We start from the raw sequence: 12,810 nt of genomic DNA, 5'->3' as shown, positions 1-12,810 counted from the left end.
TGCATGAGCATTGAACAGATCGCCGTGATCGGCGCCGGCACCATGGGCAACGGCATTGCCCAAGTGTGCGCAGTGGCTGGCTACCGGGTGCTGCTGGTGGATGTTTCCGACGCGGCGCTGGAGCGCGGCGTGGCCACCTTGAGCAAGAACCTGGAGCGCCAGGTCAGCAAAGGCACACTTGACGCCGAAGAGGCTGCAGCCGCGAAAACGCGTATCCGCACCAGCACCGACTACAGCCAGCTCGGCACTGCGCAGATGGTGATCGAGGCCGCCACCGAGAACCTGCAGCTGAAGCAGCGCATCCTGCAGCAGGTGGCAGCCAACGTCGCTGCCGACTGCCTGATCGCCACCAACACCTCGTCGCTGTCGGTCACCCAGCTGGCCGCCAGCATCGAGCACCCCGAGCGCTTCATTGGCGTGCACTTCTTCAACCCGGTGCCGATGATGGCGCTGGTCGAGATCATTCGTGGGCTGCAGACCAGCGACAGCACCTACGCCCAGGCGCTGCTGGTCACGGAAAAGGTCGGCAAGACCCCAATCAGCGCCGGCAACCGCCCAGGCTTTGTAGTCAACCGCATCCTGGTGCCGATGATCAACGAAGCGATCTTCGTGCGCCAGGAAGGCCTGGCCAGTGCCGAGGACATCGACACCGGCATGCGCCTGGGCTGCAACCAGCCGATCGGCCCGTTGGCACTGGCCGACCTGATCGGCCTGGACACCTTGCTGGCAATCATGGAGGCCTTCCATGAGGGCTTCAACGACAGCAAGTACCGCCCTGCCCCGCTGCTCAAGGAAATGGTCGCGGCCGGTTGGCTGGGGCGCAAGAGCGGCCGCGGCTTCTTCACTTACTGAGGAACAGGCGCCATGCCCCCGATCAATGCCGCGATGCGCTGTGCCAACTTTGAAGAGCGACGTGACCGGGCCATGGCGCTGTTTGCCGAAAAGGGCTTTGGCCAGGTCAGCATGCGCGAGCTGGCGGCCCATGTCGGGCTGACAGCCGGCTCGCTGTACCATCACTTTCCCAGCAAGCAAGACCTGCTGTTCGACCTGATCGAGGAGCTGTACGAGGAATTGCAGGCCACCCTCGACCAGGGCCGCAGAGCCATGGCACGGGGGACTTCGGCGTTGAGCTGCCTGATTGCCGCGCACTGGCAGCTGCATGCCGAGCGGCCGTTGCAGTTTCGTCTGGCAGAGCGGGATTTCTGTTGCCTGAGCCACGATCAGCAACGGCGCCTGGCCCAGTTGCGTGCGCGTTACGAGGCGGGGCTGCTGCGGCTGATTGCGCCGCAGGCAAAGTTGCAAGGGCAAGCCCTGGTGGCCACGGCGCATGTGGTGGCCACCTTGCTTAACCAGTTGCCGGGGATGTTGCAGGCGCTGCCCGAGGCTCAGGGGGTGGGGTTGATGGAGAGCCTGTTGGTGGGTGGGTTGGAGCGGACCCTGGGTTGATTTGCGCCGCCTTCAAGACATGCACAGATCCTGTAGCAGCGGCCTTGTGTCGCGAAAGGGCCGCGAAGCGGCCCCAGCAAGTTTTGCATTTGCGCTGGTATCCTGGGGCCGCTTCGCGGCCCTTTCGCGACACAAGGCCGCTCCTACCAGGGACCGCACTCCGCCTGAAGAATGGCTTTCAGCGCAGGAGCGTCTGGATCTGCTCGTGCAGGGTATCCAGGTCGAACGGCTTGGCCAGGATCGGTGCCTTGCGGGTGATCGGGCTGCCGGATTCGAGGATCTCTGCCGGGTAGCCACTGATGAAGATCACCTTCAGGTCCGGCCGCAGCTTCACCGCCGGCTCGGCAATCTCCACCCCGGAGACCCCGCCCGGCAAGCGGAAGTCGGTCACCATCAGGTCCAGGTGCGGCTTGCTCGCCAGGATGGCGAACGCTTGTTCACCATCTTCGGCTACCAGCACGTGGTAGCCCTCACCAGCGAGGTAGTCACGCAGAATCATGCGGATCGCCGGTTCATCCTCAACCACCAGCACCACGTCTTGTGCATCTTCACTCATGTTAACGCCTTGAAATACATACAGTTGGCCATCAGACCCCAGGCTCACGCAGAGGTTGCCCGCGCCTGGTCGTTTTGTTGTTCGAATGTAGCCAGTGGCAATTGCAAGGTGAAGGTAGCACCTTTGCCCTCTTCACTGTCCACCAGAATACGCCCGCCATGGGCATGCACGATCTGCTCCGAAATATACAGCCCCAACCCCAGACCACCGCTGGCATGCTGGCTGGCCACCCGTTCGAACTGCTGAAAAATCCGCTGCTGGTTGGCCATGCCAATGCCGATGCCGTGGTCCTGTACCTGCACACAGGCCAGGCCGCCCTGCTCGTACACACGCACCTGCACCGGTTTGCGCTCACCGTAGCGCAAGGCATTGGACAACAGGTTGGCCAGTACTTGCTCAATACGGAATTCGTCCCACTCACCTTGCAATGGCTCGCAGCACTGCAATTCGATATGCGTTTCCAGCGCCATGGCCTGGGCGGTAAAGTTTTCCACCAAGCCACGCACCAGTTGGCTCAGATCGAAGGCTTTAGGCCGTAGCGACAATTTGCCGGTACGGATGCGCGAGACATCAAGCATGTCTTCGATCAGGCGAATCAGGCTATTGATCTGCCGCTCGTCGCGCTCGACCATGGCCTGTAGTTTGTCGCCAGTGAACGCTGCCAGGTTGCCACGTGCCAGGTGCAACTTGCGCAGCTGGGTTTCCAGGATCAGCCCGTTGAGCGGGGTACGCACCTCGTGGGAGACGATCGACATGAAGTCATCGCGCATGCGCACCGCGTGCTCCAGTTCACCGCGAGCCGTCTGCAACTGGGCCAGCAGCACCTCCTGCTCCTGGCGGCTACGCTCCAGCGCCTGCAACTGGCGGTCAAGCACCTTGCGCTGGCGGTACAAATCGACGAACACCGACACCTTGCTCTTCACCGCCAGGGTATCGAGCGGCTTGTGCAGGAAGTCCACCGCCCCGCTTTCGTAACCCTTGAAGGCGTAGTTCATCTCGCGCCCGGCGGCGGTGACGAAGACGATCGGGATGTTGCGGGTCTTTTCCGTGCCGCGCATCAGTTCGGCCAGTTCAAAGCCGTTCATGCCCGGCATCTGTACATCGAGAATGGCCAAGGCAAACTCGTGTTCGAGCAACAGCGACAATGCGGCCTCGGCAGACTGGGCCTGGTGCACCTCGCGGTCTTCGCCCTGGATCAGGGCGTCGAGGGCCAGCAGGTTTTCCGGCAGGTCGTCGACGATCAGCAGTTTGGCGATGGTGTGGCTTAGCATGCGCTAGGCTCCAGGGCAGCGAGCAACCGCTCGACGCCACTCAGGGTAAGAATATGGTCAGGCTGATGCAGGGCCAGGGCGGCCTCGGGCATCAGCGCAACCTGTGCGTCGCGGGGGTCCTGGACGATGGTCCGGCCGCCGCTGTTCTTGATGTAGGCAAGCCCTTGGGCGCCGTCTTCGTTGGCACCGGTGAGCAACACGCCAAGCAGGCCGGCGCCATAGGCATCGGCCGCGGAAATGAACAGGTAGTCGATGGCCGGCCGGGAAAAATGCACCGGCGGTTCCTGACTCAGCGACAGGGTGAAGTCACGCTCCACCGACAGGTGGTAACCCGGCCCGGCCACGTATATCTGCCCGGGTTGGATCGTCTGTTTGTCCCGCGCCTCGCTCACCGGACGGTGCAGGCGCCGCTGCAGCACCTCGGCCAGCTGGCTGTGGCGGTCATCCGGCAGGTGCAGTACACACAGCACCGGGATGGCGAAGCTTTCCGGCAACCCGCCCAGTACGGTAAACAGCGCCGTCACGCCACCAGCCGAGGCACCGATCACCACCGCGTGCACGCCGTTCATGATTTGCGATAGATCCGTTCAGGCTTGACCAGCGGCTCGAAACGCTCGCTGTAAGCGGAAAAATCCACCGACTCCTTGCTGCCCAGCACCAGGAAGCCACGATGGCACAGCGACTCATGGAACAAGCCAAAGGCACGGTCTTGCAGTTCCTTGTTGAAGTAGATCAGCACATTGCGGCACGACACCAGCTGGGTTTCGGAAAACACGCTGTCGGTAGCCAGGCTGTGGTCGGCAAACGTCACGTTGTCGCGCAGGGTGCTGTCCATGATCGCGTTGCCGTAGGCTGCCGTGTAGTACTCGGCAAAGTCTCGGCGCCCGCCGGCGATACGATAGTTTTCGGCGTACTCGCGCATGCTCTGCATCGAGTAGATACCCTGCTTGGCCTTGTCCAGCGAGTGCGGGTTGATGTCGGTGGCATAGATGATGGTGCGCTCCAGCAGGCCTTCCTCGCGCAGCAGGATGGCCATCGAGTACACCTCTTCGCCCGTGCTGCAGCCAGCAATCCACACCTTGATGGACGGCCAGGTGCGCAGCAGCGGCACCACTTCGTTGCGCAGTGCCAGGAAGTGCCCCGGGTCGCGGAACATCTCGCTGACGGGGATGGTCAGGTACTGCAGCAACTGCATGAACATGCCCGGGTCGTGCAGCACGCGCTCCTGCAGCGCCGATACCGTCAGGCAGTCGAACTGGCGCAGCGCATGCAGGATCCGGCGCTTGATCGAAGCGCCGGAATAGTTGCGGAAATCGTAGCTGTACTTGAGGTAGATGGCCTCGATCAGCAAGCGGATTTCGATGTCGGTGTTACGTTCGCTAGTCAAATTCGCTCCAGTTGCGGCAGCCAGACACGGATCAGCGAGAACAAGCGGTCCAGGTCGATTGGTTTGGCCAGGTAATCATTGGCACCGGCCTGCAGGCAACGCTGCTGGTCATCCTTCATCGCCTTGGCGGTCACGGCAATGATCGGCAGCTTGCGCCAGCGCGCTTGCTGGCGAATCAGCCGGGTAGCTTCGAAGCCGTCCATTTCCGGCATCATCACGTCCATCAGCACCAGGTCGATGTCGTCATGCTGCTCCAGGCGCTCGATGGCCTCGCGGCCGTTACGGCCGATCTCGACGATCGCACCCTTGTGCTCCAGCGCGCTGGTCAAGGCGAAGATATTGCGCACGTCATCATCCACCAGCAGCACCTTGCGCCCTTCGAACACCTTGTCGCGGCTACGCGCGGTCTTGAGCATGCGCTGGCGTTCGTTGGACAACTGCGATTCAACCTTGTGCAGGAACAGCGTCACTTCGTCGAGCAGGCGCTCGGGTGAGCGGGCGCCCTTGATGATGATCGAGCGCGAGTACTTGAGCAGGTCGGCTTCTTCTTCGCGGGTGAGGTTGCGCCCGGTATACACGATCACCGGCGGGAAGGCGCGGATATCTTCGGCAGTCATGCGTTTGAGCAGCTCGTTGCCGAGCATGTCCGGCAGCTTGAGGTCGATGATCATGCAGTCGTAGATGTTTTCACGCAGCAGCGCCAGCGCATCCTGGGCCATGCCCACGGCGGTGATCTCGACGTCGTCATCGCCGATCAGGCGGGCAATGCTCTCGCGCTGCAGGTCGTCGTCTTCCACCAGCAGAATGTGCTTGAGCTTCTGCGTCAGCTTGGCCTCCAGGCGGGCGAACACTTCCTTCAATTCTTCGCGGCTGGTGGGTTTGACCGCGTAGCCGACGGCGCCCATGTGCATGGCGGCTTCGACGCGGTCCTCGACAGAAATGATATGCACCGGAATGTGCCGGGTATTGGCCTGCTCCTTGAGGCGTTGCAGCACGGTGAGGCCGGAATGATCCGGCAGGCGCATGTCCAGCAGGATCGCATCGGGGATGTACTGGGCAGCCAGTTCGAAGCCTTCGTCGGCCCCATGCGCCACCAGGCAGCTGTAGCCCAGCTCATGGGCCAGGTCGAAGAGAATGCGAGCGAAGTTCGGTTCGTCTTCGATCACCAGAATGCAGCGGTTGCCGAAGGGTGCCCGTTCGCGGTCGTCGGCAAAGGTCTGCACAGGGCGCTTCGGCGCGGCCACCGCCGACACTTGCGGCACCGGTGGCAGTGCATCGACGGCCGGGCGCAGGCTAAGGGGCTCGACGTCCTGCGTCAGGTTCTCGTAGCGCTCCGGCAATACCAGGCTGAACACGCTGCCCTGCCCCGGGCTGCTGTCGACGCTGATGTGCCCGCCCAGCAAATGGGCGAGGTCGCGGGAGATCGACAGACCCAGGCCGGTACCGCCATAGCGACGATTGCTGGTGCCATCGACCTGGTGGAAGGCCCCGAATATAGCCTGCTGCTGGTCGGCGGCAATACCAATGCCGGAATCACGCACGGCAAACACGATGCCGCTGCCAGGCTGGTAGCCGATGTTCAGGCTGACCTGACCACGTTCGGTGAACTTGATAGCGTTGGACAGCAGGTTCTTGAGAATCTGCTCCAGGCGCTGGCGGTCGGTGAACAGGGTAGCCGGCACCTGCGCTTCGGCAGTCACCTCGAAAGCCAGGCCCTTGTGCCCGGCCAACGGCTGGAACATGCCGCGCAGGCCTTCGACCAGGCGTGCCAATTGCGTCGTCTCGGGCCGCACTTCAAGCTTGCCGGCCTCAACCTTGGCGATGTCGAGGATATCGTTGATCAGGTTGAGCAGATCGTTGCCGGCCGAGTAGATCGACTCGGCAAACTTCACCTGTTCGCCGCTGAGGTTGCCTTCAGCGTTCTCCGCCAGCAGCTTCGCCAGAATCAGCGAGCTGTTCAGCGGCGTGCGCAACTCGTGGGACATGTTGGCCAGGAATTCGGACTTGTACTTGCTCGAACGCTGCAGTTCATCCGCGCGTGCCTGCAGCTCTTCCTGGGCCTGGACCAGTTCGTCGTTCTTGCGGTCCAGCGCCTCGGTGCGCTCGGACAGCTGCTCGTTGGTCTGCTCCAGCTCAGCCTGCTGGGTCTCCAGGTGGGCCTGGGACTCCTTGAGCACGCGGGACTGCTCTTCCAGCTCTTCGTTGGCGGTTTTCAGTTCTTCCTGCTGCACCTGCAGCTCTTCGTTCAGCTGCTGGGTTTCGGCCAGCACTTCCTGCAAGCGCTGGCGGTAACGGGCGCTTTCAATGGCGATACCGACGTTATCCTCCACCCGCTGCAGCAGTTCACCGTCGCGGTCTTGCAACGCACGCAGGAAGCCCAGCTCCAGCACGCCGTTGATCTGCCCGCCATCGCTGGCCGGCATCACCAGGGCACTGCGGGGCAGCCCCTTGCCCAGACCGGAGCTAAGGTGGAAGTAGCTCTCTGGCAGTTCATCCAGGCGCAGTATTCGGTCTTCGCGTACCGCCTGGCCCAACAGGCCTTCGTGATCGCCCAGTACCTGCTCGCGGGCCATTTGCTCGGCATCCAGGCCATAGCTGGCCACGCGTACCAGTCGGCCATGCTCGTCACGTACGTACAGCGCCCCGACCACACTGCCCAGGTAGCTGGCGAAGAAGCGCAGGATGTTGTCGCCGAGCATGGGCAGGGTCAACTGGCCCAGCACCTGTTCGGCCAACTGGGTTTGCCCGTTGCGCAGCCAGGCCTGGTGCTCCAGTCGCTCGGCCGAACGCTGTTGGGCCTGGAGGTTTTCGTCGTAGCTGCCAGACAACGCCAACAGGTCGCGCCGCCCGAGGTAGGCCAACAAGGCGCTCAGGCCGACGATGAACAACACGAAGGCCGAAATCGCCGTAACGGTGACAGTGCTGACCTTGTCGTTGCGGGCCATGCGCAGTTGCTGTTCGGTGCCGATGAGGTTGTCGAATTCTTTGCGTATCTCATCTGTCAGGCGCTTGCCGCGGCCATTGCCGATCAGCTCCCGATAGGCACCATCATTGCGGCGCAGATCAATCATGTTGCTGCCAAATTCGTTCCACGCTTGTTGCAACGCAACCAGCCTGTCGATGCGGTCGACTTGCTGCGGGTTGTCCTCAACCATGCCACGCAGGCTTTGCAGGCTACTGAGAATACGCGGTTTGGCCACCTCGTAGGGGTCGAGGAAACGCTCGTCACCGGTCAGCAGGAAGCCGCGCATGCCGGTTTCCAGGTCGATCGACAGCTTGACCGTTTCGTTGGCAGTGCCGATCACCCGGTCGGTGTGCTCGACCCATTGCATGGCCGAGAGCAGGTAGTTGATCACCGCGACAAAGGCCACGGCGCCCAACAGGCCGACCCCCAGGGGAAGGCCGATATTGCGGCTCAACAGCTTGCGAAAGCTTCGCTGGTCCATCGAGGCTGCTTGAATCATGAGAAAACGCCCGAGCAAAAAAAGTGCATTGAATAGGGTGGCGGATCAGTCGTTGTTGTTATCTGCCACTGCGCCGTCCTGAAAAGCGAGTCTAACCAGCTTTACCGGCTCTGGCAGGGCATTTAGCCAGTATTTGAAGGTTGGGTTCGAGAATCGTTCCATCTATTTGCCGGTATCGGTATCCTCGGGAACTTATGCTGGCGCCTTGTGCACAGACTTAGAACATTCATTAGCACAGGATCGCAACCATGCACCTTCTGGTAGTCGAAGACGACGACATCGTACGCATGCTGATGGTCGAAGTGCTCGACGAGCTGGGCTATACGGTCATTGAGGCAGAAGATGCCAGCGCAGCGTTGCGCATACTCGAAAACCCGGACCAGCCCTTGGCCTTGATGATGACCGACGTGGGGCTGCCGGACATGCGCGGCGAAGCGCTGGCGGGCAAAGCGCGCGAACTGCGGCCGCTGTTGCCGGTGCTGTTTGCCAGTGGTTATGCCGACAGCTTCAATGTGCCCGAGGGCATGCACCTGATCGGCAAGCCGTTCAGTATCGACCAGCTGCGGGACAAGGTGGTGGCCATTCTGGGTAACCCTTGAGATCGCAGCGCCTGCTTCGCGGGTAAACCCGCTCCCACAGGATTCCCACAAAATTCAAGGTGGTGATTTACCTGGGGGAGCGGGTTCACCCGCGAAGAGGCCGGCACAGGCCTGAACTCACTAAAGCTCCCTGCGCAACAGGTAGGTATCCATGATCCACCCCTTGCGCGCCCGCACCCGCTCACGCACCTCCAGGATCTGCGCTTTCACCGCCGCCAAAGGCCCGGCAATCAGCACCTCATCTTCAGTCCCCAGATAAGCGCCCCAGTAAATCATCAGCCCTGGGTCATCCAGCTGGGCAAACGTGCACCGCCCATCAAGCATCACCACGACATTGTCGATACCCCCCTGCTCGACCAGGCGCCGCCCAGGCAGCACGGTCAGTGGTTCGCCAATACGGTTCAACGCCACCTGGTGCCGCGCCGCCAACGCCTGCACGCTACTGATACCCGGGATCACCTGCAGGCGCAGCGCTACGCCGCGTTCGCGGACCAGGCCAAGAATACGCAAGGTGCTGTCATACAGCGTGGGTTCGCCCCACAGCAGAAAAGCGCCGGTTTCACCGCCGCCCATTTCCTGCTCGATCAGTTGGGCATACAGCGCCGCCCGCTGGCGGTGCCAGTCCTGCACTGCGCCCAGGTAGTCGTCTGCCTGGTGATCGCGCAGCGGGTCGGCCACTTGCACCAGCCGATAGCCGCCCTCGGGGCGGTAGCGTTGCAGGATGGCTTTGCGCAGGCGCACCAGCTCGTCCTTGTCGCCGCCCTTGTCGAGCACGAAGAACACACTGGCACTGCGCAACGCGTCGACGGCCTCATAAGTGACCTGACGCGGATCACCCGGGCCGATGCCGATCAACATCAGGTTTTTCATTGCCCTGCCCATTGCCCTGCCCTTCGCCAAAAACTAGCCGCCATTGTCAGGCGGCTGCCAGTCATTGGCAAAGCGACCGGTTAGAAGATCGAGAAGTTGTAACTGACAATCACCCGGGTCTCGTCCATGTCACGCGCCCACTGTTCATAGTTGCTGCGATACGTGGAATTACGCAGGCGCACGCTGACGTCCTTGAACGTGCCACTTTGCACCTGGTACTTGAACTCGGTGTCGCGTTCCCATTCCTTGCCTTCGGCATTGCTGCCCGGCACCTTGATGTTGTCACCGTTGATGTAACGGGTGAAGAAGGTCAGGCCGGGAACACCCAGGGCCTTGAAGTCATAGTCATAGCGCACTTGCCAGGAGCGTTCCTGTGCGGCGGCGAAGTCGTTGACCTGGGCGTAGTTGACCAGGTACGGGTTGCTGCCATCCAGGTACGGCATGGCACTGTCGCCATACATGCGCTGCCAGCCGGCACTGATCTTGTGGCCGCCCAGGCTGTAGCCGAGCATGCCGCTGAACGCGCGGTGGTCGATGGCGCCAGCGCGGGCATTGCCGATGTCATCGCTCTTGATCAGGCGCAGGTCGGCCGACAGGCTACCCACCGCCAATGGCTGGCTGGCCACCAGGCCGAGGAAGTGCTGGCGGTAGATGTTCTCCAGCTTGGCTACCTGGTATTGGGCACTGAAGCGCTCGTTGAAGCGGTAATCGACACCGGCCAGGTCGAAGTGGTCGGCTTCGGTGTCGCAGGCATAGCGCTTGTTCTTGCAGTGCACGCGAATGTCCTGGCGGTCGGTGGAGTCCCGCGCGGTGTATTTATCCAGGCGTGCCAGGGTGAACTTAAGGTCGTGCAGTTCTTCGGAGGTGAGCATCGCGCCATGGAACATGGTCGGCAGCAGGCGACCATCGTTGTACTTGAGCAGCGGTACATCCGGCATCATCGAACCGTACTTGAGCACGGTGCTGGAAACCTTGACCTTGGCTGCCAGGCCCATCTTGGCGTACTGGTCGGCCGAGTGCCGCGGGTCGCGGCCGGAAGATGGCAGCAAACCACTGTTACTGTCGGCCGGGCTGGAATCCAGTTTGAAACCGAACATGCCCAGTGCGTCCACACCAAAACCGACCGGGCCCTGGGTATAACCCGACTGTACATTGAGAATGAAGCCTTGCGCCCACTCTTCGCGCTTGGACGCACCCTGGCCGGAACTGCTGTGGCCGTCACGGAAATCCCGGTTGAAATAGACATTGCGCGCTTCGAGCTTGGCGCTGCTGTCTTCAAGAAAACCGGCGGCCTGGGCATTGACGCCGGCACACATCAGGAACAGGCCGGCAACACGACGCCCGGGGGCGAGGGGAAAAGGGGCAAACATGGGAGGAAACATCCACAATCAAGGCGAGTTAACAACCCGTGGCACGCGCTGGGCCACGGTACTGCGTCAAGGCCGAACAAATAGCCGGCCATCATCTGAAATTGTCGCGCACAGGCTCTGGCACGGGCCATTGGACCATGGTCTAAGCGGCGCGTGGGGCCGCGTTGGAAAAGGGGCGAAACACCGCACACAAAACTAGGAAAGTTCCCAGCTTACTTACAAAAAGTTAGCAGTTTACCCAGTAGCCATGAATGACTACACTCGATATCAGCGAACAGCGGAACCCACCCGCGTGGCCGGCGTTTTTTACTCTTCTTCAATGTTCGTCACGCCCTGCCACGACCGACGTACAGGAGTGATTACAGTGTCCAGACTTGCAGAGTTTCGTGCTGCCGAAAAAGCGCTCCAGGAACAGATGGCGCAACTGGAAGCGTTGAAAAAGGATGCCGGCCTCAAACGCGAAATCGAATTCGAGCAGAAACTAGTCGGCCTGATGAAAAGCTATGACAAGAGCCTGCGCGATATCATCGCCATTCTCGACCCCAAGGCTGTGGCTCGCGTTTCCAGCGCGGCCCCCAAGCAGCAGCGCCGCCCGCGCGTCGTCAAGGTTTATACCCATCCGGACACGGGCGAACGGATCGAGACCAAAGGCGGCAACCACCGCGGGCTCAAGGCCTGGAAAGAAAAATATGGCGCCGCCACGGTGGAAAGCTGGGTTCGCTGATGAAACATCAACGCCTGCTTCACACTTTTTTCACAAGGGCTGGCTCAGTATCGAGGCAGCTAAAGGACTAGCGACCCCATCACGCGCCCGCACATGCGGGCCTCTAATTCCAGCGCCCTGCCTTGTGCAGGGCGCTTTCATTTGCGCAATCGACGCACTGCCGTATCATGGCCAGCCTGTCTGTTTTGCCGGTGCCCTGCACCCGGCCCCGTCTCAGGAGTTACCATGAGCCTGCATGATCTGCAAACCCTGCCTGGCGTTACCGCGCAACCCGATGCCGCCACCGCCCAGTTCGTCTTCAACCACACCATGCTGCGGGTCAAGGACATCGAGAAGTCGCTGGACTTCTATACCCGCGTGCTGGGCTTCAGCCTGGTAGACAAGCGTGACTTCCCCGAAGCCGCTTTCAGCCTGTACTTCCTGGCCCTGGTCGACCCGGCGCAAATCCCTGCCGATGACACGGGGCGTCATCAGTGGATGAAGTCGATTCCTGGGGTACTGGAGCTGACCCACAACCACGGCACTGAAAACGATGCGGAATTTGCCTACCACAACGGCAACACCGACCCGCGCGGCTTCGGCCACATCTGCATTTCGGTGCCAGACGTGCGTGCGGCCTGTGCACGCTTCGAAGCACTGGAAGTACCCTTCCAGAAACGCCTGCAGGACGGGCGCATGAACCACTTGGCGTTCGTCAAGGACCCGGACGGCTATTGGGTCGAAGTGATTCAGCCCACCGAGCTAAAAGGCTAGGCGTTCGTCGGGCCGGGAACTCCCGGCCCCTTGCTGTGGTATATGAAGGTAACTGCTTCACATGCCACAGCGAGGTAAGGACGATGCAATCTCTTCACTGTGAATACCGCGAGCACACTATCACCGCCAGCGTGATGCCCCACCCCGAGTCCCCGCTGCCCTACGCCGCAGGCTGCCTGATCACCGCCCCGGACGGGCACACCAGCAGGCGCATGGCGATGCCGATGAAGTTCTTCTCCGACCTTGATAATGCGCAGCATGTGTCGCTGGCCCATGGCCGGGCGCTGGTTGACCAGCAGCTGGATGATGGGCGCAAGGTGTTCTGATCCTGGTATAAGCCTGTGCGGGCCTATTCGCGGGTAAACCCGCT

The 12,810-nt window shown here is 61.5% G+C and carries 13 protein-coding genes; 6 read left to right on the top strand and 7 right to left on the bottom strand.

Annotated features, from left to right (window positions below):
• Positions 1-3: 3 nt before the first annotated feature.
• Positions 4-852, top strand: coding sequence for a 3-hydroxybutyryl-CoA dehydrogenase (locus tag ACI2KG_RS10935; protein ID WP_404661907.1), 849 nt, complete (start codon positions 4-6; stop codon positions 850-852).
• 12 nt (positions 853-864) lie between these two features.
• Entirely contained in the window at positions 865-1,446 is a 582-nt protein-coding gene (locus ACI2KG_RS10930; protein ID WP_404661906.1) for a TetR/AcrR family transcriptional regulator, read from the top strand.
• 178 nt (positions 1,447-1,624) lie between these two features.
• Here the strand turns inward: ACI2KG_RS10930 and ACI2KG_RS10925 are convergent, their stop codons facing one another.
• Genes ACI2KG_RS10925 through ACI2KG_RS10905 form a run of 5 tightly spaced genes read right to left on the bottom strand, consistent with a single transcriptional unit; the run spans position 1,625 to position 8,124 of the window.
• Positions 1,625-2,002: a response regulator gene (locus ACI2KG_RS10925; protein ID WP_404661905.1), complete on the bottom strand. Its 378-nt coding sequence runs from the start codon at positions 2,000-2,002 to the stop codon at positions 1,625-1,627.
• Positions 2,003-2,046: 44 nt separating this feature from the next.
• The gene (locus tag ACI2KG_RS10920) at positions 2,047-3,273 is read right to left on the bottom strand and encodes an ATP-binding protein (RefSeq protein WP_404661904.1); all 1,227 of its coding nucleotides are present in this window, start codon (positions 3,271-3,273) and stop codon (positions 2,047-2,049) included.
• Positions 3,267-3,842, bottom strand: coding sequence for a chemotaxis protein CheB (locus ACI2KG_RS10915; protein WP_404661903.1), 576 nt, complete (start codon positions 3,840-3,842; stop codon positions 3,267-3,269). Before ACI2KG_RS10915 ends, ACI2KG_RS10920 begins: the two co-directional genes overlap by 7 nt.
• Positions 3,839-4,660 carry a protein-glutamate O-methyltransferase CheR gene (locus ACI2KG_RS10910; protein ID WP_201205592.1) on the bottom strand — a complete coding sequence of 274 codons (822 nt, stop codon included), beginning with the start codon at positions 4,658-4,660 and terminating at the stop codon, positions 3,839-3,841. The genes ACI2KG_RS10915 and ACI2KG_RS10910 overlap by 4 nt, the downstream gene beginning before the upstream one ends.
• Complete coding sequence (locus tag ACI2KG_RS10905) at positions 4,657-8,124, bottom strand: response regulator (RefSeq protein WP_404661902.1); 3,468 nt, start codon at positions 8,122-8,124, stop codon at positions 4,657-4,659. Before ACI2KG_RS10905 ends, ACI2KG_RS10910 begins: the two co-directional genes overlap by 4 nt.
• Positions 8,125-8,372: 248 nt before the next feature.
• Here ACI2KG_RS10905 and ACI2KG_RS10900 point away from each other — a divergent pair, with 248 nt between their 5' ends.
• Positions 8,373-8,723, top strand: coding sequence for a response regulator (locus tag ACI2KG_RS10900; protein ID WP_404661901.1), 351 nt, complete (start codon positions 8,373-8,375; stop codon positions 8,721-8,723).
• Between the two features lie 120 nt (positions 8,724-8,843).
• Here the strand turns inward: ACI2KG_RS10900 and cobF are convergent, their stop codons facing one another.
• Both cobF and ACI2KG_RS10890 read right to left on the bottom strand, forming a co-directional pair.
• Entirely contained in the window at positions 8,844-9,593 is a 750-nt protein-coding gene (gene cobF, locus ACI2KG_RS10895; protein WP_404661900.1) for a precorrin-6A synthase (deacetylating), read from the bottom strand.
• 80 nt (positions 9,594-9,673) lie between these two features.
• The gene (locus ACI2KG_RS10890) at positions 9,674-10,963 is read right to left on the bottom strand and encodes an OprD family porin (protein WP_404661899.1); all 1,290 of its coding nucleotides are present in this window, start codon (positions 10,961-10,963) and stop codon (positions 9,674-9,676) included.
• A 364-nt stretch (positions 10,964-11,327) separates the two neighbouring features.
• Between ACI2KG_RS10890 and ACI2KG_RS10885 the strand changes: the two genes are divergently transcribed.
• The 3 genes from ACI2KG_RS10885 to ACI2KG_RS10875 all read left to right on the top strand — a co-directional run bounded on the left by ACI2KG_RS10885 (position 11,328) and on the right by ACI2KG_RS10875 (position 12,766).
• Positions 11,328-11,687 carry a histone-like nucleoid-structuring protein, MvaT/MvaU family gene (locus ACI2KG_RS10885; RefSeq protein ID WP_201205603.1) on the top strand — a complete coding sequence of 120 codons (360 nt, stop codon included), beginning with the start codon at positions 11,328-11,330 and terminating at the stop codon, positions 11,685-11,687.
• Positions 11,688-11,912: 225 nt separating this feature from the next.
• Positions 11,913-12,440, top strand: a complete 528-nt coding sequence (gene gloA, locus ACI2KG_RS10880; protein WP_404661898.1) for a lactoylglutathione lyase — start codon at positions 11,913-11,915, stop codon at positions 12,438-12,440.
• A gap of 83 nt (positions 12,441-12,523) precedes the next feature.
• Positions 12,524-12,766, top strand: coding sequence for a hypothetical protein (locus ACI2KG_RS10875; protein WP_404661897.1), 243 nt, complete (start codon positions 12,524-12,526; stop codon positions 12,764-12,766).
• Positions 12,767-12,810 lie beyond the last annotated feature (44 nt).

The sequence above is a fragment of the Pseudomonas sp. NPDC089407 genome, from assembly GCF_044900445.1.
Classification (GTDB): Bacteria; Pseudomonadota; Gammaproteobacteria; order Pseudomonadales; family Pseudomonadaceae; genus Aquipseudomonas.
The sequence above is the reverse complement of the archived record's forward strand: the minus strand, read 5'-3'. Positions and strand labels throughout refer to the sequence as shown.